This is a genomic window from Afifella sp. JA880, assembly GCF_025379905.1.
GTDB lineage: Bacteria > Pseudomonadota > Alphaproteobacteria > Rhizobiales > Afifellaceae > Afifella > Afifella aestuarii.
Genome location: NZ_JAOANH010000003.1, coordinates 875,777 through 896,343, shown reverse-complemented (window position 1 = coordinate 896,343; position 20,567 = coordinate 875,777). Strand labels below are relative to the sequence as shown.

21 protein-coding genes are annotated in these 20,567 nt (G+C 63.3%); 13 read left to right on the top strand and 8 right to left on the bottom strand.

What is annotated here, in order from left to right; translation table 11 throughout:
* Positions 1-38: 38 nt before the first annotated feature.
* On the top strand, positions 39-1,004 hold the full coding sequence (locus NYQ83_RS17180) for a diacylglycerol/lipid kinase family protein (RefSeq protein ID WP_261216081.1): 966 nt from the start codon (positions 39-41) through the stop codon (positions 1,002-1,004).
* On the top strand, positions 1,001-1,885 hold the full coding sequence (locus tag NYQ83_RS17175; protein ID WP_261216079.1) for a metallophosphoesterase family protein: 885 nt from the start codon (positions 1,001-1,003) through the stop codon (positions 1,883-1,885). Before NYQ83_RS17180 ends, NYQ83_RS17175 begins: the two co-directional genes overlap by 4 nt.
* On the opposite strand, the gene NYQ83_RS17170 is transcribed toward NYQ83_RS17175, so the two are convergent.
* Positions 1,864-2,418 carry an ATP-binding protein gene (locus NYQ83_RS17170; protein WP_261216077.1) on the bottom strand — a complete coding sequence of 185 codons (555 nt, stop codon included), beginning with the start codon at positions 2,416-2,418 and terminating at the stop codon, positions 1,864-1,866. The two genes, NYQ83_RS17175 and NYQ83_RS17170, sit on opposite strands and share 22 nt — an antisense overlap.
* 477 nt (positions 2,419-2,895) lie before the next feature.
* On the opposite strand from NYQ83_RS17170, the gene NYQ83_RS17165 reads away from it, so the two are divergent.
* From NYQ83_RS17165 to NYQ83_RS17125, 9 genes are all read left to right on the top strand, one after another.
* Positions 2,896-3,597: a GntR family transcriptional regulator gene (locus NYQ83_RS17165; RefSeq protein WP_261216076.1), complete on the top strand. Its 702-nt coding sequence runs from the start codon at positions 2,896-2,898 to the stop codon at positions 3,595-3,597.
* 266 nt (positions 3,598-3,863) lie between these two features.
* A complete protein-coding gene (locus tag NYQ83_RS17160) occupies positions 3,864-4,772 on the top strand; it encodes an NAD(P)-dependent oxidoreductase (RefSeq protein WP_261216237.1) in 909 nt (302 codons plus the stop codon).
* A gap of 228 nt (positions 4,773-5,000) precedes the next feature.
* Entirely contained in the window at positions 5,001-5,999 is a 999-nt protein-coding gene (locus NYQ83_RS17155) for a DctP family TRAP transporter solute-binding subunit (protein WP_261216075.1), read from the top strand.
* Positions 6,000-6,152: 153 nt separating this feature from the next.
* Positions 6,153-6,848: a TRAP transporter small permease gene (locus tag NYQ83_RS17150; RefSeq protein ID WP_261216074.1), complete on the top strand. Its 696-nt coding sequence runs from the start codon at positions 6,153-6,155 to the stop codon at positions 6,846-6,848.
* Positions 6,849-6,851: 3 nt separating this feature from the next.
* Positions 6,852-8,267: a TRAP transporter large permease gene (locus NYQ83_RS17145; protein ID WP_261216073.1), complete on the top strand. Its 1,416-nt coding sequence runs from the start codon at positions 6,852-6,854 to the stop codon at positions 8,265-8,267.
* Positions 8,268-8,354: 87 nt separating this feature from the next.
* Complete coding sequence (locus tag NYQ83_RS17140) at positions 8,355-8,750, top strand: cupin domain-containing protein (protein WP_092808865.1); 396 nt, start codon at positions 8,355-8,357, stop codon at positions 8,748-8,750.
* 111 nt (positions 8,751-8,861) lie between these two features.
* On the top strand, positions 8,862-9,260 hold the full coding sequence (locus NYQ83_RS17135) for a hypothetical protein (protein ID WP_128292069.1): 399 nt from the start codon (positions 8,862-8,864) through the stop codon (positions 9,258-9,260).
* A complete protein-coding gene (locus tag NYQ83_RS17130) occupies positions 9,253-10,095 on the top strand; it encodes an alpha/beta fold hydrolase (RefSeq protein WP_261216070.1) in 843 nt (280 codons plus the stop codon). The genes NYQ83_RS17135 and NYQ83_RS17130 overlap by 8 nt, the downstream gene beginning before the upstream one ends.
* A 95-nt stretch (positions 10,096-10,190) precedes the next feature.
* Positions 10,191-11,000 (top strand): N-acyl homoserine lactonase family protein, encoded by an 810-nt coding sequence (locus NYQ83_RS17125; RefSeq protein WP_261216069.1) that lies wholly within the window; start codon positions 10,191-10,193, stop codon positions 10,998-11,000.
* A gap of 76 nt (positions 11,001-11,076) precedes the next feature.
* Here NYQ83_RS17125 and NYQ83_RS17120 read toward each other — a convergent pair whose 3' ends face one another.
* Genes NYQ83_RS17120 through NYQ83_RS17100 form a run of 5 tightly spaced genes read right to left on the bottom strand, consistent with a single transcriptional unit; the run spans position 11,077 to position 15,728 of the window.
* Entirely contained in the window at positions 11,077-11,802 is a 726-nt protein-coding gene (locus NYQ83_RS17120) for an ABC transporter ATP-binding protein (RefSeq protein ID WP_128292066.1), read from the bottom strand.
* A gap of 10 nt (positions 11,803-11,812) precedes the next feature.
* Positions 11,813-12,535, bottom strand: a complete 723-nt coding sequence (locus tag NYQ83_RS17115; RefSeq protein WP_261216066.1) for an ABC transporter ATP-binding protein — start codon at positions 12,533-12,535, stop codon at positions 11,813-11,815.
* On the bottom strand, positions 12,532-13,503 hold the full coding sequence (locus NYQ83_RS17110) for a branched-chain amino acid ABC transporter permease (RefSeq protein WP_128292064.1): 972 nt from the start codon (positions 13,501-13,503) through the stop codon (positions 12,532-12,534). Before NYQ83_RS17110 ends, NYQ83_RS17115 begins: the two co-directional genes overlap by 4 nt.
* The gene (locus tag NYQ83_RS17105) at positions 13,500-14,360 is read right to left on the bottom strand and encodes a branched-chain amino acid ABC transporter permease (RefSeq protein ID WP_128292063.1); all 861 of its coding nucleotides are present in this window, start codon (positions 14,358-14,360) and stop codon (positions 13,500-13,502) included. Before NYQ83_RS17105 ends, NYQ83_RS17110 begins: the two co-directional genes overlap by 4 nt.
* 42 nt (positions 14,361-14,402) lie before the next feature.
* The gene (locus tag NYQ83_RS17100) at positions 14,403-15,728 is read right to left on the bottom strand and encodes an ABC transporter substrate-binding protein (protein WP_261216064.1); all 1,326 of its coding nucleotides are present in this window, start codon (positions 15,726-15,728) and stop codon (positions 14,403-14,405) included.
* A 153-nt stretch (positions 15,729-15,881) separates the two neighbouring features.
* Here NYQ83_RS17100 and NYQ83_RS17095 point away from each other — a divergent pair, with 153 nt between their 5' ends.
* On the top strand, positions 15,882-17,348 hold the full coding sequence (locus NYQ83_RS17095) for an aldehyde dehydrogenase (RefSeq protein ID WP_261216063.1): 1,467 nt from the start codon (positions 15,882-15,884) through the stop codon (positions 17,346-17,348).
* Between the two features lie 371 nt (positions 17,349-17,719).
* Positions 17,720-18,100, top strand: coding sequence for a carboxymuconolactone decarboxylase family protein (locus NYQ83_RS17090; RefSeq protein ID WP_128292060.1), 381 nt, complete (start codon positions 17,720-17,722; stop codon positions 18,098-18,100).
* Between the two features lie 158 nt (positions 18,101-18,258).
* Here the strand turns inward: NYQ83_RS17090 and NYQ83_RS17085 are convergent, their stop codons facing one another.
* Both NYQ83_RS17085 and NYQ83_RS17080 read right to left on the bottom strand, forming a co-directional pair.
* Positions 18,259-19,296, bottom strand: a complete 1,038-nt coding sequence (locus tag NYQ83_RS17085) for an aldo/keto reductase (protein WP_261216062.1) — start codon at positions 19,294-19,296, stop codon at positions 18,259-18,261.
* 11 nt (positions 19,297-19,307) lie between these two features.
* Positions 19,308-20,489, bottom strand: a complete 1,182-nt coding sequence (locus NYQ83_RS17080) for an MFS transporter (protein ID WP_261216061.1) — start codon at positions 20,487-20,489, stop codon at positions 19,308-19,310.
* Positions 20,490-20,567 lie beyond the last annotated feature (78 nt).

The following is a 20,567-nucleotide window of genomic DNA, read 5'->3' as shown; positions in this document are numbered from 1 at the left end:
CCGGATCAACCGGCCGCAACCAAGGCAAGCCGCGTTTCATGCACCCGTTTCGCATCCATGTCGTCTTCAACGCCAATTCCGGGACAGCGGCCGGATTGACGCCGGCCTCGCTCGGCGAGCGTTTCGCTGCCGCCGGTTTCGATGCCACCATCGACAGCGATACGGACCGCCCGCTGCAGGAACGCGCCCAAGAGGCCGCATCTTCACAGGCCGATATTGTCGTCGCCGCCGGGGGTGACGGCACCGTCACGGCCGTCGCCTCGGCACTTCGAGGACGCGACAAGACCCTTGCCATCCTGCCGCTCGGCACCGCCAATCTTCTTGCCCGCGACCTTGCCGTACCTCTCGACGCCGAGGAGGCGATCGCAACGCTACGCGACATGCAGCCGAGAACGATCGATATCGGCGAGGTGAACGGGCGGGTGTTTCTGCACAAGGTCGTCATCGGCTTCGCACCTGCCGTGGCAGCCGGCCGCGAGCATCTGCGCGACAGTCCGGGTTTTGGAACGCGGCTCAGCTTCCTACGCTTCTTCTGGCGCCGCCTCACCCACCCCCAGGACCTGCGCGTCACGTTACAGAGGGACGGCGCCGACAACACGGAAACCTTGCGTGTCCGCTCAATCGCCGTTGCCAACAATGCCTACGACGAAGAGCTTGGCCGCTTCTTTTCCCGCCGCAGGCTCGATCGGGGGCTTCTAACGATCTACGCACTGCGCCATCTCGGCCTCCTCGATCTTCTCCGGCTCGTGACCGGCATGGCGGTCGGGCGCTGGCGCGATGACGAGGCGCTCATCATCCATGAGGCGCATGAGGTGCGGCTGTCGACGCAGCGTCGGCTGGTGCAGGCGATGATCGACGGGGAGGTCGAAAAAATCCGCCCGCCTCTCGACTTTCGCATTCACCCCCAGGCCCTCACCGTACTCGCCCCGGTCGCGCAGCCGGGCGAGACGGCAGAAGATTGTGCGATTGCCTCAGCACCTTTTCAGGAGCGGGCGTCGGCATGAGAATCGCACATCTATCCGATCTCCATTTCGGGCATCATGACCCTCGGCTGGCCACCTCTCTCCAGGAAGATCTCCTCGCCTCGCAGCCCGATCTCGTCGTGGTCAGCGGCGACTTCACCCAGCGCGGAGAGGCCGACGAGTTCGCCGAAGCCGGCGCCTTTCTCGACGCCTTGCCGATGCCGACCTTCTGCGTTCCGGGAAATCACGACGTGCCGGCCGTCAATCTCATCGACCGCTTCCTGACGCCCTACCGGCTCTACAAGAAACACATATCCCGTGATCTGGAGCCGTTCGTGGAGATGGACGGCGTTGCCATTGCCGGCCTCAAGACTTCGCGGCGCATGCGCCTCGGCCTCAATTGGGCGCACGGCTCTTTGAGCCATGACCAGCTCGATGCGCTTGGCTCCCGCTTCGAGGCTGCCGACCCCTCCGCCCTGCGTGTCGTGGTCGCCCACCATCCGCTGCTTCTGCCCGATCCACCGATCGACATGCGGCGGGTGAAGCGGGCCGACCTCGCGCTTGAGACCTTCGCAGAACTCGGCGTGCGGCTCGTGCTCTCAGGTCATTTCCATATGGCCTATGTCCGCAAGCATGGCGGCCCCGCGGAGGAAAAAGAGGGCGAGCCGATCGGCGGACGCGAGGCCGCACATGCGCCTATCCTGGTGGCCCAGGCCGCGACCTCGATCTCGACACGGTTGCGCGGTGAGCCGAACGCTTACAATTCCATCACCATCGAAGACGGATCGATCGATATCGCGGTTAGAGCTTGGGACGGCGAAACCTGGCACCAAAGGCCCGCCGATATCTTGCACAAAGACACTCCTGAGGCAGAATCGGAGATGCCGGAAGCGAAGCAGCTTCAATCCGCAGCGATCCGCTGAAGGATCGCGCCAACAAGGTTTGTGCGCCCGTCGTCGTGGTCAGCAACGGCGATGACCTCGTCGTCGGCATGGGCGCGGACCAGATCTTCGACGCGCGCATCGATTCTCAGCGCCTCTTCACCGCTCTCAAGCCGGCCGAAGGTCTCGTACTCCGCCTGCGGGCGGGCAATCAGAACGTCGAGGCGGCGGACGCTCTTGTGGCACCAGATGCAAAGCTCGTGGAAGGCCGTGGGATAATGGGGCGCAGCATAGACGCTCGCCAAAAGCACGCATCCATCGACCACAATCACATCGACCTTGCCGAGAAGCTCTTCGACGGGGGCCCATTGCTCGCCGAGAATGGTGATCTTGTTGGCGATCGCATGCGGTCGGCCTTCCCAGATGCGCCTCTTGGTCACCTCGGCCACGAGCTCGCAGGCGATATGACGCCGCTTCAGGTCGGAGAAGAGCCCCGCGGCGAATGTCGATTTGCCGACGCCCGGACCTCCCAGGATATTGACCACGAGGGTTTCGCGCGAAGCGGAGGCGTTCATTGCTCGACCTTTCACGACGGAGCGCTTCGTTCAATCAAGAGCCGACGCAACGCCATATGCGGCCGCCCCGGATTGCAGCGCAGAGGCAGGATGCGAGGCTCGAATGCTGAGATGGACGGCCTGCAAAACTCTGTCGCTTTGACCTGATCTCGGCGCATCCGATAGCCGATGGCGACTCCTGGCGCATCCCCCTGGCGACAGAGATCGGCCCATTGATCGGTCTATTGAAACGCACTGACCACGGGCGTTGGCCGGATCACGCATGAAAGGCGCGACTTTCGAGCGCGGCCCCCCTGGGATGGCATAAAGATGCATATGCGCGAGCCCCTAAAGATTGTAGGACCGTCATGCGATCATTACGAATGCTAGACACGTCTGCGTTGCTGAACAATAATCCTGACGTCTGCGGGATCCGAGCGGGTCGGTGAGCGGGCGGCGGAAGCGACCAGTCCGGCAAGGGGAAAAGCAGTGCCCGGAATGAATGAAACGAAGGTGAGGGACGAGGAATTCCGCGTTCCGCGCCCGGCGGCAACTTTGCGCCACAGCGTCACGGAAAGCATCCGTCAGGCCATTGCAGCCGGGCGGTTTCGCCCGGGCGAGCGCATGCCGGAGCGCGATTTGTGCGAGATGACCGGCGTCAGCCGAACGCTCGTGCGCGAAGCCCTCCGCCAGCTCGAATCGGAAGGCCTCATCGAGGTGATCGCCCATAAGGGACCGGTGGTCTCACGGATCACAGCGGCGCAGGCGATCGGCGTTTATCAGGTGCGCGAAGTGCTGGAAGGCCTGGCCGCCGAGCTCTTTGCCGAGCATGCGACGGATAACGACCGCGAGGCGCTGAAAGCCGCATTCGAGGAGGTCAAGAAGGCCGATATCGCCGCGACACGCATCGCGCTGAAGAACAAGTTCTACGATTGTCTGGTCACAGGCACCGGCAACGAAGCCTTGGGCAAGACGCTCTATATGCTCAACGCGCGCACCATGCTGTTGCGGGCGCAATCGCTGCAGGCCCCCAATCGCTGGCAGCAGAGTCTGAGCGAGCTGCAGAGCCTCCTCGACGCGCTCGACCGCCGCGACGCTGCTGGAGCGAAGGCGATCGCCACGGACCATGTGCGGCGTGCCGCGGCAGCGGCCATGCATACGTTTTCCATGGATACGCGCGACAAGAAGCGGCGCGCCTGAAGGCCCGCTTTTCGCGCCAGACAAGGCCCACCCGACCCTCCTCTTCGGCACCGCCTGCGACCCGCGGCTTCATGTTCTGCGTGCCTCAATCAGGACACGCAGGACGCGCGATCAACCACTAATAATATTGTATTACGGTATTAAGATCGATAAGGTGCCTCTGCTTGCGGGTTCCTGCGACGGCGTCGGATGAGGCCGCTGCAGGCAAAATCCTGCCATCGCAACGAATAATCGGCAGGCTGTCGAGCCGCCAATCGTGGAGGAATATCTTGAGCGACAAAATCGGCTTCATCGGTCTTGGAAATATGGGCGTCCCGATGGCCGGGCGCCTGTTGGACGCCGGCAACCCGCTCGTCGTTTATGATGCACGCGAAAGTGCAATCGCACCCTTCGTGGAGCGCGGCGCCAAGGCGGCAAATTCGGCGGCCGATCTCGCCTCTCAGGTCGACACTGTCTTCCTGTCGCTTCCGACACCGCCGATCGTGGAGGCCGTCGCCTTCGGCGATAACGGGCTCGCGGAAGGAAGCCAGGTAAAGCGGATCGTGGATCTGTCCACGACGGGTCCGCAAATGGCGGAAACGCTGGCGAAGAAGATGCAGGACAAGGGTGTGACCTGGCTCGATTCCCCGGTGAGCGGCGGCGTCGGCGGCGCCAAAGCCGGCACCCTCGCCGTCATGTTCTCCGGGCCGAAAGGCGACTACGACAACCTCCTGCCGCAGCTCAAGGCGATCGGCAAGCCGTTCTATGTGAGCGACAAGCCGGGCCTCGCCCAGACAATGAAGCTCGTCAACAATCTCTTGTCGGCGGCCGCCATGGCGCTGAGCTCCGAAGCCGTGGCGATGGGCGCCAAGGCCGGGCTGTCGCCGGATGTGATGATCGACGTCATCAATGCCGGCAGCGGTCGCAACACCGCGACGATGCAGAAATTCCCCCAGTCGATCCTGCCGGGCACCTTCGATTACGGCTTCTCCTCCGGGCTCATGTTCAAGGACGTCAAGCTCTTCAACGAGGTCGCCAAGTCGATGGGCCTCAGCCTGCCCGGCTGCGAAACGGTCTTTGACATCTGGCAGGAGGCCGTCGACAAGCTCGGCGCGGATTCCGATTTCACCAAGGTGGTGACGCTGACGGAGAAAGCCGCAGGCGTCAGCCTGCGCAGCGACGGCGCCGCCGGCTGAATTCCGGGAAGGCGCGGCGGCCGCACAAAGCAGCGTAGCGCTTCTCTATCTGCATAAAGTACAGATCTGCGACGGCAGCACGCGCGGAAAGCGCGGGCTGTCGCCTGCAAAATTGTTCTGAAATATTCTGATCATACAATCATATTGACTTGGCCTAAGGCCTATGATCAGCTCACTTCAGCTTCCGCCACTGAACGAGCGGGAAAAGTGATCACCAGGGAGGACACGATGAAAACTACCATTCTCACAGCTCTCGCAATGAGCCTTCTGGCCAGCACGGCCATGGCTCAATCGGAGTGCCAGTCCGGCGAAACGCTCATCAAATACAGCCATGTGAGCGCCCCGACCGGCAATCCGAAGGGCGAGATGGCCACCGCGCTCGCCAAGCGCGTCAACGAAGAGATGGACGGGCAGCTTTGCATCCAGGTCTATCCGAGCTCGCAGCTCTACAATGACGATGAAGTCATGGAAGCGCTGGCGATCGGCGACATCCAGCTCGCCTCTCCGGACATCGGCAAGCTCGGCGCCTATACGGCCAAACTCGACGTCTTCAACCTGCCGTTCCTGTTTGAGGACACCGACGCGGTTTCGCGCTTCACCCATAGCGAGACCGGCGACGAACTCCTGAAGTCCATGACGGACAACGGCTTCGTCGGCCTCGCCTATGTCTATAACGGTCTGCGTGCCTTTTCGGCGAACCGGCCCCTGATCGAGCCGTCCGACCTCAACGGGCTCAAGATCCGCGCGACCACCTCGGACGTGTCGATCGCCATGATCAAGGCCCTCGGTGCCAACCCGCAGCCCCTCGCCTGGAGCGAGGCCTTCGGCGCCTTGCAGACCGGCGTCGTCGACGGGCAGGAAAACACCTGGTCGAACATCTACACCGGCAAGCTCTACGAGGTGCAGGACGGGGTTACGGAGACCAACCACCAGTTCCTCACCTACATTCTCGTCACCTCGGAAGACTTCCTCGGCAGCCTGGATGACGAGGTGCGCGACAAGTTCCTCGGTATCGTCGGCGAGGTCAGCGACGAGTACAACGAGAAGGCCACGGCCATCAACGAAGAGAGCAAAAAGCGCATCCAGGAAGCGGGCGTCACCGTCCGCACGCTCTCTCCTGAACAGCGGCAGAAATGGGTCGATGCCGTGAAACCCGTCTGGGAAGAGTTTGAAGACGGGATCGGCAAGGATGTGATCGAGGCCGCAGTCGCGTCCAACAAGTCCTGAACGCAGGCTCTGCCGGGCCCACAAGCGCGGTGACGGCTGACATGCCGTCGCCGAACACGCCCCCCGTGCGCCCGGCCGGACCGCTCGCCATTGAGTTTCCCTTCGCCGCTTTCGGCGAAGGGCCGCGAGGATCCAACCCCTGAAGGATGGAAGATGAGCAGTTTCGGCCGACGCGTCGACCGCTTCGAGCGCAGCGTCATCGCGATCTTGATGGCCGCGATGACGATCACCTCCTTTACCCAGGTCATCGCCCGCTATGTGTTCAATACGGGCTGGCTCGGAGCGCTCGATTTCGCGCGCATCCTGTTCGCCTGGCTCATTCTCTTCGGCATGGCGTACGGCGCGAAGATCGGCTCGCATCTGGCGGTCGACACGCTGGTCCGCGCCTTGCCCAGGCACCTCTTCAAGGCGTTCGCGATCTTCGGCGCACTTTGCGGCATCGTCTACGCCGCAATCTTCTTCTGGGCCGACTGGCTTCAATTCGTCGGCATCGACGCCAAGGGCGGCGCCTTTCCTTACTGGCTGCGCACCTTTGAAACCGGCATCGGCCTCACCGAGATCCGCTATCCGGAATGGGCGCAGGAGATGTTCGACCTGCCCGCCCGGGTACATCGCTGGATCGCCTATCTCATCCTGCCCCTCGGCCTCTTCCTGTTCGGCTTCCGCTGCCTGCAGGCGCTGATCGAGATCGTCCAGGGCAAGCGGGAGATGATCACCACCGCCATCGAGACGACCGAGCTCATGGATCAGCATTCCGATCCCGACCACGAGAGCTACGCCGCCGCGCAGGAGCACGCCTCAGAGGCGCCGCACTGGTACGACGACAACAACTCCACAGACCGGAGGTAAATGATGGTCTCCGGCTTCCTTTTCATCACGGTTCTTGCGCTTCTCTTCGCCGGCGTCCCTGTCGCGCTCGCGCTCGGCCTGTCGAGCGTTCTGACGATCGTTCTCTTCTCCGGCGATTCCATGTCGTCGGTGGCGCTCAAGCTCTTTACGGCCTCGCAGAGCTACACGCTGCTCGCCATCCCGTTCTTCATTCTCGCCTCGTCCTTCATGTCGACCGGTGGCGTGGCGCGCCGCATCATCCGCTTCGCGGTCTCCGCCGTCGGCCATCTCCGCGGCGGCCTCGCGATCGCCTCGGTGATGTCGTGCATGCTGTTTGCCGCGCTTTCCGGCTCTTCGCCCGCGACCGTGGTTGCGATCGGCTCGATCGCCATCGCGAGCATGCGCGAGGTCGGCTACTCGAAGGAATTCGCCGCAGGCATCATCTGCAATGCCGGCACTCTCGGCATTCTCATTCCGCCGTCGATCGTCATGGTGGTCTACTGCGCCGCCACAGACGTTTCCGTCAGCCGCATGTTTCTCGCCGGCATCCTGCCGGGCACCGTTGCCGGGCTGATGCTGATGGTCGGGGTCTATCTCAATGCGCGCTTCCGCGGCATGCCGAAACTGCTGTTCGCGGGCTTTACGGCCGTACGCGACGCCTTTCTCGACGCGTCCTGGGGCCTCTTCCTCGTCATCGTCATCCTCGGCGGCATCTATGGCGGCATCTTCACGCCGACCGAGGCCGCGGCCGTCGCGGCGGTCTATTCCTTCCTCGTCGCAATCTTCATCTATCGCGATATGGGGCCGCTTCGCGGCGTGCCGTGGCGCCAGGACGGGGAATCGATCATCGGCGCCGTGCAGCGCAACGCCCTCCTCACGGTCACGCGCTTCGTGCCCGCCTGCTTCCATCGCGACACCGAGCATGTGCTGGTGGAGGCCGGCAAGGCGACGATCATGCTCATGTTCATCGTCGTCAACGCGATGCTCTTCGCCCATGTGCTGACGGTGGAACGGGTGCCGCAGACGATCACCGAATGGATGATCGGAGCCGGGTTCAACTGGTTCACCTTCCTGCTGGCGCTCAACATCCTGCTGCTCATCGGCGGCCAGTTCATGGAGCCCTCGGGCCTCCTCCTGATCGTCGTGCCGGTGGTGTTCCCGGTGGCGATGGAGCTCGGCGTCGATCCGATCCATCTCGGCATCATGATCGTCGTCAACATGGAGATCGGGCTGATCAGCCCGCCGATCGGCCTCAATCTCTTCGTCACGGCGAGCGTCGCCAAAATGAGCGTCGTGCAGGTAACGAAGGCTGCGGCCCCCTTCATCGGCATCATGCTCATCTTCCTCGTGATCGCGACCTACGTGCCGGGGCTTTCGACCATTCTGCCGTACTCGCTGATGGGCCCGGAGCCGAAGAGCTTCACGCATGGCCTCAAATGAGGCGTGCCGCCCCACCGCTCAACGAACGACCCGCCAAGGCGGGAGACCAGGCCGGACGAAACGGCCGACATCAAGGAGAGGAGAAATATGGAGATCAGACGTCTTGGAACTCTGCCGACCCGCAAGGCACCGGCAAAATCCTTCACGGGCAATGTCTGGCAGGACCCGATCATCGAAGCGCCTGAGCCGGCGCTTTTGAAGTCGAACGTGGTCATGTTCGAGCCGGGGTCCCGCACCGCCTGGCACACGCATCCGATGGGGCAGACGCTTTACGTCACCGCGGGCACCGGCCGCATCCAGAAATGGGACGGGCCGATCCAGGAGATCCGGGCCGGCGACGTCATCTGGATCCCACCCGGCGAGAAGCATTGGCATGGTGCGGGTCCCAACACGATGATGACCCACATCTCCATGCAGGAAGGCCATGACGGCGTTGTCGTCGAATGGCTGGAGCACGTCACCGACGAGCAATACGGCGCGTAAGGGAAAGCGGCGCGGCTCAGAAGAGTTCGCGCCGCCTTCTTATGCGCGAGGCTCCGACCTGGCGAGCCGGAGGCCCTGCCCCAGCCCGCCTTCGATGACAAGGATACCGAAATGGCTGAATTTCCCGACCCGGATTGGATGGCCGCCTTTGCCGACAGGGTCGCCTCAGACCGAGAGCTTGCCATCATCGGCGGCAAGTTCGACGTCGATATGGGCATCACCTTTGGCGAGCGCCGCTACGTCTTGCGGGTGCGCCAGGGCAAGATAGAGAAAATACTGCCGGCCCCCGGCTTCGACGTCCCTACGCAATTTGAGATCCGCGCCCCGATGGAGCTGTGGCAGCGCTTTTTGAGCGAGACGCCGCCGCCGCTCTACCACGACATCTTCGCCATGATCATGCGCGTGCCGGAATTCGTTCTCGAAGGCGACACACTCGTGGCGATGCAGAACGCGCGTGCCCTGCACCGCATGATGGGCTTGATGCAGAAGGTGGGGAAAGAGCATGCCTGAATTCGAACCGATCGTCGGCCGCTACCTCAATGTCGCGATCCAAGGCCGCAACCACCGCATCTATGTGGAAGAAGCCGGTGAGGGCATCCCCCTCCTCTGCCTGCATACCGCCGGAGCCGACAGCCGTCAGTTCCGGCATCTTCTCAACGACGAAGAGGTGACGCGGCGTTTTCGGGTCGTTTGCTTCGACATGCCCCGGCATGGCCGCTCCGACCCGCCGGACGAATGGTGGCTTGAATCCTACGAACTCAAGACGGAAGAGTATCTCGCGACCATCGAAGCCGTATGGAAGGGCCTCAAGCTCGACCGTCCCGTGGTCATGGGCTGCTCCATGGGCGGAGCCATCGTGCTCAGGGTCGCAAGCGACTTCCAGGACGAGATCCGTGGCATCATCGGGCTCGAAAGCGCCGCGCACGCGCCCGGCCGCTACAACGAATTCCTGCTGCATCCGGCCGTGCATGGCGGCGAACTCGTCGCCACCTACACGTTCGGCCTCAACGCGCCGCAAAGCCCCGACGAGGGCAAGCGCGACAATTGGTGGTACTACGCGCAGTCCGGCCCCGGCGTCTATCGCGGCGACGTCATGTTCTACAGCTTCGATTTCGATGCCCGCGAACATGTGAAGACGATCGACACCGCCAAGTGCAAGGTGAGCCTTCTCACCGGCAGCTACGATTATTCGTGCACGCCGGCGATGACGGAGAAAGTGGCCGCCGCCATTCCCGGCTGCCGCTACACCGAGATGGAAGGCATGGGCCACTTCCCGATGATCGAGAACTATGCCCTCTTCCGTCAGTATCTTCTGCCGGAACTTGAGGTGATGGAGGCCGGCTGACCGCCCTCACCCCGCCAAACGCGGTCACCCACGCACAGGAACCGGCCCGCGCCCCACCGAACAACAAGAGCGCGGCCGGTCGGAAGGGAGGAAAGATGACACCTGAACCTTATGAGGTCTACGCGGTCCGCTATGCGCACAATCCGGCCGCGACCGCCGCGCACAATTTCGTCGGCGGCGATCCGCATGACGTGCCGATGCCGCTCGACTATTTCGTCTGGGCGATCAAGGGCAACGGCCGCACCTTCATCGTCGATACCGGCTTCGATCAGGCGATGGCGGAAAAGCGCAAGCGGCAGTTCCTGCGCTCGCCCGGCGAGGGCCTGAAGACGATCGGCATCGATCCGGACGGGATCGAAGACGTCATCATCTCGCATATGCACTACGACCATTGCGGCAATTACGATCTCTTCCCGAATGCGCGCTACCACCTGCAGGACGCAGAGATGGCGTATTCGACCGGCCGCTGCATGTGCCACGGCGCGCTCAAGCTCCCCTTAGAGGAAGAGGATGTGGTGGCGATGGTGCGCAAGGTCTTTGCCGGCCGCGTCAAGTTCCACGACGGGGCCTCGGAGATCGCGCCCGGCATCAGCGTCCATCATGTCGGCGGCCATTCCAAAGGGCTGCAGGTGGTCCGGGTCTGGACGCGGCGCGGCTGGCTCGTCGTCGCCTCCGATGCCAGCCATTTCTACGCCAATATGAACGAGGGCCGCGCCTTTCCGGTGCTGCACAGCCTCGCCGAGACGCTCGAGGGCTATGACCGGCTGTGGGAGCTCGCGAGCGATCGCTCGAACGTCATTCCAGGGCACGACCCGATCATTCTCGACCGCTATCCGGCGCCGAGCTCGGGCCTTGAAGGCGTCGTCGTGCGCCTCGACGCCGATCCGAAAGAGCCGGCAGGGTAAGAGATCCTCCCCTCTTCCCGAACGGCAAACGGGCGCCCGCGGGCGCCCGTTTTTTGTCGGATTACGGTTAGCCCGTTCAGAGCCCGAGATAGGCCTCACGCACCTTCGGATCGTCGTGCAGCGCCTTGGCGGATTCGGCCAGAACGATCTCGCCCGATTCCAGCACATAGCCGCGCGAGGCGACCGAGAGGGCGAGCGAGGTGTTCTGCTCCACGAGCAGGATCGAGGTCCCCGCTTCGTGGATCTTGACGAGGGCATCGTGAACTTCGTCGACGACGATCGGCGCGAGACCATGGCTCGGCTCGTCGAGGATGAGAAGGCGCAGATTGAGCATCATGGCGCGGCCGAGGACGACCATCTGCTGCTCGCCGCCCGACAGCGTTCCGGCCCATTGCCGCCGCCGCTCCTTGAGGCGCGGAAAGAGTGTGAAGGCCTTTTCCAGGCGCTCCTTGTAAACGGGGTCCTGGCGCAGCGTGTAAGCTCCGAGCAGGAGGTTTTCCTCCACCGTCATGTCCGGAAAGACATGACGCCCCTCGGGCACATGGGCGATGCCGAGCTTCGGGATCTCATGCGCTTTCAGCGACATCAGATCCGTGCCGTCGAAGGTGATGCGCCCGCGCGACTTCGGCACGAGCCGCGAAATGGTGCGCAGAAGCGTGCTCTTGCCAGCCGTATTGGCACCGATGACGCAGACGAACTCGCCGGCATGCACGTCGAGGCTGACGCCGTGCAGAACATCTGAACCGTCATATCCCGCATGCACATCTTCGATCGACAGGAGAGTGGGTGTCGTGTCGCTCATTTTGCCGACCTCATTCATATTCCTGTCCGAGATAGGCCCGCACGACCTCCGGATGTCTCGCAATTTCTTCGGGTGAGCCTTCGGCGATCTTCTTGCCGAAGTTCAAAACGACGATGCGCTCGCACAGCGTCATGATGGCGTGCATGTGATGCTCGACGACGACGACGGCGAGACCGTCGCGGCTCAAGGAACGGATGAGATCCATGATCTCCTCCATCTCCACGCGGTTGAGCGCCGCCATCACCTCGTCGAGGAGAAGCCCCTTCGGCTTCGTCGCCAGAGCGCGCGCCACTTCCACCCGGGCACGTTCGGGAAAGGAAAGGTCGGCCGCCTTCTTGCCGGCGATGTCGGCAAGGCCCACCCGTGCGAGGCAGGTTTTTGCGAGCTCGCGCGCATCATGGACATTGGCCCGAAGAAGGCCGCCAATCAGGACATTGTCGAGCACCGTCGCCTCCATGAAGAGGGCGACATTCTGAAAGGTCTTCGTGAGACCGCGCGCAGCCACCTTGTGCGGCTTCAGACCGGTGATGTCCTCACCTTCGAGCCGGACCATGCCGTCCGTCGGCTTGTGGAGACCGACGAGCGTGCTGAAGAGCGTCGATTTTCCGGCGCCGTTTGGACCGATCAGACCGACGATCTCGCCGGGAGCGACATCGAAGGACACGCTGTCGAGGGCCGCCAGGCCCCCGAAATGCTTGCTGATGCCATCGACTTCGAGGATCGCCTGTCTCATGACGACTTCCTCCTGCGAAGGCGAGAGACGCCGTTGGTGATCAGAGCGAGGATGCCGCGGGGTTCGATCAGGATGATGGCGATCAGCATCACGCCGAAAGCGAGCTGCGACAGGCCGGCGCCGCGCGAGGAGAGGAGCACATTCGCCATTTCCTCCATCGGCACGATCAGGAAGGCGCCGATGATCGGCCCCACCACCGTTCCGGCACCGCCCAGAATGGCGATGATCGCCGCACGCACCGAGATCGGGATGATGCCGAACACCGCCTCCGGATCGAAGAAATAGGTGAACTGGGCATAGAGGGTGCCGAGGGTCGCCGTGAGCGCGGCGGAAATGACGGCCGCCGTGATCTTCACCTGCGTGGTGTTGACGCCGACCACTTCGGCGGCCTCAGGATTCTCCTTCAAGGCGCGCAGCCGGTAGCCGAGGCTGCTGTGGCGCACCCAAAGGAAGACGCCTGAGATGACGACGAGCGCGCCCAGCATGATGTAGTAATAGGGCATCGTGCTTTTGAACTGCAGAAGCCAGAAGCTGTCTGGAGAGAACGGCACGGAAAGACCGACAGGCCCGCCCGTCACCGATGTCCAGGAGCCCGCAATCACGCGCAGCACTTCGCTGAAGGCGAGTGTCGCAAGGGCGAAATAATGCCCACGCAGCTTCATCGTCGGGAAGCTCAGGAGATAGGCTGCAACCGCGGCGATCGCCGCGCCCGCCAGCATGCCGATCCACGGCGACAGGCCGAAATTGATCAGAAGGATCGTCGAGGTGTAGGCCCCGAGCCCGAAGAAGGCGGCGTGGCCGAGCGAGATCTGATTGGCGAGACCGCCAACGATGTTCCAGGCCTGACCGAGCGCCGCAAAGAGAAGGGCGAGCGTCAGGACGCGGATCGCATAACCGGTCGGATCGAGAAACGTCGGGACAATGGCGGCGGCCACGAGGACCACCGCACCGGCAATCCACCACTTCATCGTGCCGCTCCAATAAGTCCAGTCGGCCGCACCGCCAACACCGTCAGGAAGACGATGAACAGGACGAGGTTTTGCAGCTGGATCGGGAAGAACAGGGTGGAGACGGACTGGATCACGCCAACGGCGAAACCACCGACGACCGCACCCGCCACGCTGCCGAGCCCCCCGAGCACCACGACCGTGAACATGAGCACGACGAACTGGTGGCCGACGGTTGGATGCACGGTGAAGTAAGGCAGGATCACCGCGCCCCCAAAGGCCGTCATGCCGACGCCGAGGCCGAAGGCGATCTGGCGCATGCGATCGGCGTTGATGCCCATCAGGTTCGCCGCCATCGGATCCTGGGCGGTCGCACGCATCGCCCGCCCGTACCAGGTCTTGTTGGTGAAGAGCCAGAGAGCCGCCGCCGACAGAAGCGCCATCAGGAAGGCCGCGAGATAGGGAACACCGATGAACAGGGGCCCAAGCCGCAAGGTCGAGGTCTGATAGCTCGTCGTCACCGAATGGAAATCAGAGCCGAAGACGATCAGCGTCAGGTTCTCAATGACGATGAGCAGGCCGACCGTGACGAAGATCTGCGCCACCGGCGGGGCGTTCAGAACCCGTTGGATGAGCGTCATCTGGACGACGACACCGAGCCCGAAGATCACCACGAAGGATAGAAACGAGCCGATCAGAGGATCGAGCCCGAGAAACTTCCAGGCGAAATACGCGACGAACATGCCAAGGGTCAGAAACTCCGCCTGCGCGAAGTTGACGATGCCCATGACGCCGAAGACCAGGGTCAGCCCGATGGAGATGACGGCGTAAACGCCGCCGATCATCAGCCCATCGAGCACGGCTTGGATGAAGGCCATGCAGCTCTCTAGCGAAATGTTGAACGTTTGCGGTGGCGCCGGCTATTTGCCGGCCCACACAGCCTCTTTCGTGGCGACATCGTCCGGCCAGACCGTCACCAGATCCTCACCACGCCATTGCACGATGATCGGCTTGGCGAGGGTGTTGAGACCGGTTTCGTCGAAATCGACCCCACCGCCCGGGATGATGCCGGCCCATCCGCCTTCGAAGCGATTGTTGCGCAAGGCCTCGCGGAGCGCATCGGAATCGGTGTCGCCCGAGATCTCGAGGGCCTTCGCAAGCACGTCGAGGCAGACGGCGTGCTCGATCGCTTCATGCACCATGAAGTAGCCAAAGCGCTCCTTGAACGGGTCCGTCAGTTCGGGGGCGAGATCGTAATTGCTCGGCGCCACCGAGAAGACGTTTTCGGCATATTCGCCGAGTGCCGCCCGGAAGTCCGGGATGACATAGCCGCCGGCCCCGCCGATCACCGGCATGTCGATGCCCTGCTGGCGCATCGTGCGGATGATCTGCACACCGTCATTCAGATAGGAACAGGGGAAGACCGCGTCGGCATTCGTGCCGCGCAGCTGGTTGATCAGCGGCGTGACGTCGGTGATGCCGAGAGGATAAGCCTCATCCATCACCACCTCGATGCCGAGCTCGGCCGCGGTTTCGCGGAGGCCGCCGGCCTGCGACGTACCGAAGGCCGTGTCCTCATACATGATGGCGATCGACTTCAACGGCTTGCCGGCCTTTTCGGCCACCCCCGCCGGACCGCGCAACTGCGCCGCGCCCATCGTCGTCGCCTTGGAGATCACCTGGAAGACGTTCTTGAAGCCGCGGCCCGTGATCATGTCGGAGAACGACATGGTGAGAAGCGGCACGTCGCGCCGCTCCGTCGCTTCCGACAGTGCGAGCGACAGCGACGAGGCATAGGCGCCGAGGATCGCCACGACATTCTGCTGCGCGATCAAACGCTGACCGACGGTCGCCGCATTGGTCGGTGTCGACGTCGAATCCGCGATGATGAGATTGATCTTCGCGCCGCCGAGAGCCTTGATGCCGCCATTGTCGTTGATCTGGTCGGCAGCGAGCTGGATGCCGTTGCGCGAATTGACGCCGAACTGCGCATTGGCGCCCGACAGCGGCACCACCACGCCGACATTGACGTCGGAACCCTGGGCACGGGCGACCTTCGAAAGATAGGGCGTCGCGAGCGTCGCCGCGCCTGCGGCGAGGAAATGCCGCCGGTTGAGAGCCAAACGCGAAAGCCCCTTCGGCGTGCTGGCCGGGCTCTTGGTCTCGCCCTTCTTCGAAACGGAGTTCTCCTGCGATGCCGACCTTGCGTCGGCAAAGTCGGTCGGTCCCTTGCCTTTCCGGTGCATATTTTCCTCCCACTCTATGATTGTCTTATTGAATGAAGTGTTGCGGCATCAAACGCGCTCGTCAAGTGAAAACTGCTCATACAATCATACGTGGACGTCGAGATCGGTTTCTGCCAATTTCGCCCCAACGATCACACGACATGGGAGGTCAGGATGCAGCGCTACGGGCATTTCATCGGTGGGAGCTTTGTCGATCCCGCCGAAGGCGAATGGTTTGAGACGAAGAACCCCTATACGGGTGACGCCTGGGCGGAGATCGCTCGCGGGACGAAATCCGACATTGAAAAGGCCGTTGCCGCGGCCGAGGCCGGCTTCGAGGAATGGAGCGCGTTGACCCCGTCCGCACGCGGCAAAGCGCTTTGCCGCCTCGCCGAGCACATCGAGGCGGATGCGGAGCGGCTGGCGGAAATCGAGGTCCGCGACAACGGCAAGCTCTATGCGGAGATGTTCTCGCAGACGAAATATCTCGCCGAATGGTACCGCTATTACGGCGGGCTCGCCGACAAGATCGAAGGCGCCGTCATCCCGACCGACAAGGGCGGGATTTTCAATTTCACCCGCTACGAGCCGCTCGGTGTCGTCGGCATGATCACGCCGTGGAACTCACCGCTCCTGCTGCTCGCGTGGAAGCTCGCGGCCTCACTTGCCGCTGGCAATGCGGCGGTGATCAAGCCGTCGGAATTCACCTCCGCCTCGACGCTCGAATTCATGACGCTCTTTGAAAAGGCCGGTTTCCCGGCAGGCGTCGTCAACACGGTCACGGGCTTTGGCCTTGAAGCGGGCGCGCCGCTCGTGGAGCATCCGCGCGTCTCGAAAATCGCCTTCACCGGGTCCGATATCGGTGGGCAGAAGGTCTATGAGACGGCCGCGAAACAGATCAAACACGTCTCGCTCGAACTCGGCGGCAAATCGCCCAACGTCGTTTTCGAGGATGCGGAGATCGACGCCGCGGTGATGGGGGCAATTTCCGGTATTTTCGCTGCCACGGGCCAGACCTGCATCGCCGGTTCGAGGCTTCTTTTGCAGCGCTCGATCCACGATCGCTTCGTGGAGCGGCTCCTTGAGGTGGCCCGCGAGGCGAAGATCGGCGACCCGATGCTGGCAGACACCAATGTCGGCCCGGTCACGACCCCCGCGCAATATCGCAAGGTGCTGGACTATATCGAAATCGCCCGAGCCGAAGGGGCAAAATGCGTCCTTGGCGGCAAACCGGTCGAGGGTCAGCCGGGCGGGCAGTTCGTCGAGCCGACGGTCTTCACCGGCGTCAGCAACGAGATGCGCATCGCCCAGGAGGAGGTGTTCGGCCCGGTTCTCGCCGTCATCCCGTTCGAGGATGAAGAGGACGCAGTGCGGATTGCCAATGCCGTCGATTTCGGCCTCGCAGCCGGCGTGTGGACGAAGGATATGGGCCGGGCCCTGCGCATGTCGGAGCGGTTGCGCGCCGGCACCGTCTGGGTCAACACCTATCGTGCCATCAGCTACACCTCGCCCTTCGGCGGCTTCAAACGCAGCGGTATCGGCCGCGAAAGCGGCCTCGAAGCCATCAAGGAATATCTCCAGGTGAAGTCGGTGTGGATCGCGACCGAAACCGCCGTCGCCAATCCCTTCATCATCCGCTGAGGTCCGAAAATCGGCCGTTTGAATGCGGATCGATTTTCCGCGATTGACCCCATCAGTTATGATTGTATGATCATCATAATAAGAAAATGGACGCAGGCGCTCCGTGCGAGCGCCTGCGTCACCTCAAGGGGAGGAAAGATGGACCGTTCGGCGGCAGCCGCGCTGAAAGATGCGCAGCCCGGCTCGAGCCCGCGCGGCAGTGCCGCAAAGGCGCGAACCTTTCGGCCCGCGCAAGCCGGCGGAGCTGGCCGGCCGCATCCCTCCCACACATTAAAACCTGCCTTCACCCGCGGCTTGTGACGTCGCGGACGCTGAGGCGGGCTCACCACAGCCAAATCTGAAGAGAGCTCAGGAAAGAAGGGACCTTAAAGATGGATCAGAAGATGTTCGAGAAGGGGCTCGCCAAGCGCAAGGGAACGCTCGGTGCGGAATATGTGGAGCGCAACCTCGCCGCGGCCGACGAGTTCAGCCTGCCCTTTCAGGAGGCCATGACCGCCTGGTGCTGGGGCTTTGGCTGGGGCGATGAGGCCATCCCGCCGAAAACCCGCAGCCTCATGAATCTCGCCATGCTTGGCGCCCTCGGCCGCTGGCACGAATGGGAAACGCATTGCCGTGGCGCCCTGACGAACGGCGTCTCCAAGGAAGAGATCCGCGCCGCCGTCCATGTCGTGGCGATCTATGCCGGCGTGCCGTGCGGGGTGGAGTGCTTCCGCATCGCCCGCCGCGTCCTGGAAGAAGCCGGCGAACTCTAAGCCCAACATTGCGGGCCGCACCTGCCGTCATTGCGGGCCGAACCTGCCGTCAACAATCGGGTCGGGCGCGCCCACACCCGCCGCTACAAGCGTCCCAGACGACGATCAACGAGGCGATCCGTGACAGGGGCCGCCTCGTTTCGCGTTTTGTGGAGGTGTCAGCCCACGATCGGCGGGTCGAGGCGCGCAAAACCCTCCTGCCGGCGATAGGGGAAATGCGGATAGGGCGCGGTCACGGCGCTCGCCTCGTCCAGCGTCGCGATCTGCTCCCCCGTCAGGCTCCAGCCGACGGCACCGAGATTCTGACGAAGCTGTTCTTCGTTGCGTGCCCCGATGATCACAGAGGAAACGGTCGGGCGCTGCAGCAGCCAGTTGAGCGCGATCTGTGGCACCGTTCGGCCGGTCTCCTCGGCAATGGCGTCGAGGGCATCGACGACACGGTAGAGGTGTTCCTCCTCGACCGGCGGTCCGAAGCTGGCGGTTTCATGCAGGCGGCTTCCCTCCGGCAGCGGCGCTCCACGGCGGACCTTGCCGGTGAGCCGGCCCCAGCCGAGCGGGCTCCAGACCATCGCCCCGAGCCCCTGATCGAGGCCCAGCGGCATCAGATCCCATTCGTAATCGCGCCCGACAAGGGAGTAATACACCTGGTTGGCGACATAGCGGGGCCAGCCATGGCGGTCGGCGACGGCGAGCGATTTCATGATCTGCCAGCCGGCGAAGTTGGAGACGCCGACATAGCGGACTTTGCCGGCGCGAACGAGCGTATCGAGCGTCGACAGGACTTCCTCGACCGGGGTGCCGGCATCGAAGGCGTGAAGCTGCAGGAGATCGAGATAATCGGTCTTCAAGCGCTGTAGCGCATCCTCCACGGCCCGGATCAGCCGGAAGCGCGAGGATCCCGCATCATTTGGCCCCTCGCCCATGGGAAGGCCGGTCTTCGTCGAGATCAGCACCGCATCGCGCCGGCCCTTCAGCGCCTCGCCGAGCACGGTTTCCGACGCACCGTCGGAATAGACATCGGCCGTATCGAACAGGTTGACGCCCGCCTCCAGGCAGATGTCCACGAGGCGCCGGGCTTCGGTCGCGTCCGAGGTGCCCCAATTGCCGAAGAGTGGGCCGGTGCCGCCGAAGGTGCCTGCGCCGAAGCTGAGAACCGGCACCTTGAGGCCGGATTTGCCGAGGGGTCGATAATCCATGCGATTGATCCTTATTGAACGGAATTGCAGGAAGGCGTCAGAGCCGTGCTCTTGCTCGCCCTGACGGCGGTCAGCGCCGCAGCAATGGCGAGAAGAGGAAACAGCGCGGCCGTCATCGGCACCAGGCCAAGACCCGGGCCGTGTTCGATGACCATGCCGCCCGCCCAGGCGCCGATGGCGTTGCCGAGATTGAAGGCCCCGATATTGAAGCTCGAGGCGAGGCTCTGGCCGGCGCCTTCGGCCTTCGACAGCACCCACATCTGCAAGGGCGCGACCGTGGCAAAACCCGCCGCACCGAGGAGACCGGTGAAGACGATCGCCGCAATCCGGCTGTCGAGGGCGAAGGTCATCGCCGCCAGAACGACAGCAAGGGCCGCCAGCGTGGCAATCATGGCGCGGACCAGGTTGCTGTCGGCCAGCCGGCCGCCGAACAGGTTGCCGACGACCAGACCGCCGCCGAAGACCAACAGGATCGGCGAAACCGCGGCCTCATGGAAATCACCGATCTGCGTCAAGAGCGGCGCGATATAGGTGAAGACGGCGAAGACGCCGGCATAGCCGAGAACGGTCGTCAGCAGACCGAGCAGCACGGGACGGCGGGCGATGGCACGCAGATCGGAGCGCCAGTTGGAGATTTCCGGTCGCGCTCGGTCCTGCGGCACCAGGGCCGCAAGCACGACAAGCGCGACCAGACCCACAAGCGTCACCGCCCAGAAGGTCGCGCGCCAGCCATAATGCTGGCCGAGCCAGGTGCCGAAAGGGACACCGAGGACGGTTGCGACGGTCAGCCCCGTGAACATGATCGAAATGGCGGAAGCGCGCTTCTCCTCGGCCACCAGCCCGGTCGCGACCACGGCACCGACGCCGAAGAACGTGCCGTGCGTCAGCGCGGTCAATACGCGCGCGGCCATCAGCCATGCATAAGTCGGGGCGAGCGCGCAGGCGGCGTTGCCGAGAACGAAAATGACCATCAACCCGACGAGCACATGCTTGCGCGGCCAGCGCCCGGAAAGCGCAGTCAGGACCGGCGCGCCGATGGTCACGCCGAGGGCGTAGCCGGATATCAAGAGACCGCTGGTCGCAATCGTGACATCGAGCTCTCGGCCAATCTCCAGCAGAAGGCCCATGATGACGAATTCTGTGACGCCGATGCCGAAGGCTCCGACCGTCAGGGCGTGGAGGGCCAGCGGCATGACGCGATCTCCATCTTCATCCGCAACGATTTCCCGCAAGGTAGAGATTCACGGGTGGATGAAATAGGATGCGCCCCG

What these genes read in the sequence shown, in the direction of transcription:
- NYQ83_RS17105 (WP_128292063.1), bottom strand. Translation starts at nt 14,360, where the DNA reads ATGGCCTTCATCCAAGCCGTGCTCGATGGGCTGATGATCGGCGGCGTT.
- NYQ83_RS17120 (WP_128292066.1), bottom strand. Translation starts at nt 11,802, where the DNA reads ATGAGCGACACGACACCCACTCTCCTGTCGATCGAAGATGTGCATGCG.
- NYQ83_RS17175 (WP_261216079.1), top strand. Translation starts at nt 1,001, where the DNA reads ATGAGAATCGCACATCTATCCGATCTCCATTTCGGGCATCATGACCCT.
- NYQ83_RS17090 (WP_128292060.1), top strand. Translation starts at nt 17,720, where the DNA reads ATGGATCAGAAGATGTTCGAGAAGGGGCTCGCCAAGCGCAAGGGAACG.
- NYQ83_RS17110 (WP_128292064.1), bottom strand. Translation starts at nt 13,503, where the DNA reads ATGAAGTGGTGGATTGCCGGTGCGGTGGTCCTCGTGGCCGCCGCCATT.
- NYQ83_RS17180 (WP_261216081.1), top strand. Translation starts at nt 39, where the DNA reads ATGCACCCGTTTCGCATCCATGTCGTCTTCAACGCCAATTCCGGGACA.
- NYQ83_RS17100 (WP_261216064.1), bottom strand. Translation starts at nt 15,728, where the DNA reads ATGCACCGGAAAGGCAAGGGACCGACCGACTTTGCCGACGCAAGGTCG.
- NYQ83_RS17115 (WP_261216066.1), bottom strand. Translation starts at nt 12,535, where the DNA reads ATGAGACAGGCGATCCTCGAAGTCGATGGCATCAGCAAGCATTTCGGG.
- NYQ83_RS17170 (WP_261216077.1), bottom strand. Translation starts at nt 2,418, where the DNA reads ATGAACGCCTCCGCTTCGCGCGAAACCCTCGTGGTCAATATCCTGGGA.
- NYQ83_RS17085 (WP_261216062.1), bottom strand. Translation starts at nt 19,296, where the DNA reads ATGGATTATCGACCCCTCGGCAAATCCGGCCTCAAGGTGCCGGTTCTC.
- NYQ83_RS17135 (WP_128292069.1), top strand. Translation starts at nt 8,862, where the DNA reads ATGGCTGAATTTCCCGACCCGGATTGGATGGCCGCCTTTGCCGACAGG.
- NYQ83_RS17155 (WP_261216075.1), top strand. Translation starts at nt 5,001, where the DNA reads ATGAAAACTACCATTCTCACAGCTCTCGCAATGAGCCTTCTGGCCAGC.
- NYQ83_RS17140 (WP_092808865.1), top strand. Translation starts at nt 8,355, where the DNA reads ATGGAGATCAGACGTCTTGGAACTCTGCCGACCCGCAAGGCACCGGCA.
- NYQ83_RS17095 (WP_261216063.1), top strand. Translation starts at nt 15,882, where the DNA reads ATGCAGCGCTACGGGCATTTCATCGGTGGGAGCTTTGTCGATCCCGCC.
- NYQ83_RS17145 (WP_261216073.1), top strand. Translation starts at nt 6,852, where the DNA reads ATGGTCTCCGGCTTCCTTTTCATCACGGTTCTTGCGCTTCTCTTCGCC.
- NYQ83_RS17130 (WP_261216070.1), top strand. Translation starts at nt 9,253, where the DNA reads ATGCCTGAATTCGAACCGATCGTCGGCCGCTACCTCAATGTCGCGATC.
- NYQ83_RS17165 (WP_261216076.1), top strand. Translation starts at nt 2,896, where the DNA reads ATGAATGAAACGAAGGTGAGGGACGAGGAATTCCGCGTTCCGCGCCCG.
- NYQ83_RS17150 (WP_261216074.1), top strand. Translation starts at nt 6,153, where the DNA reads ATGAGCAGTTTCGGCCGACGCGTCGACCGCTTCGAGCGCAGCGTCATC.
- NYQ83_RS17125 (WP_261216069.1), top strand. Translation starts at nt 10,191, where the DNA reads ATGACACCTGAACCTTATGAGGTCTACGCGGTCCGCTATGCGCACAAT.
- NYQ83_RS17080 (WP_261216061.1), bottom strand. Translation starts at nt 20,489, where the DNA reads ATGCCGCTGGCCCTCCACGCCCTGACGGTCGGAGCCTTCGGCATCGGC.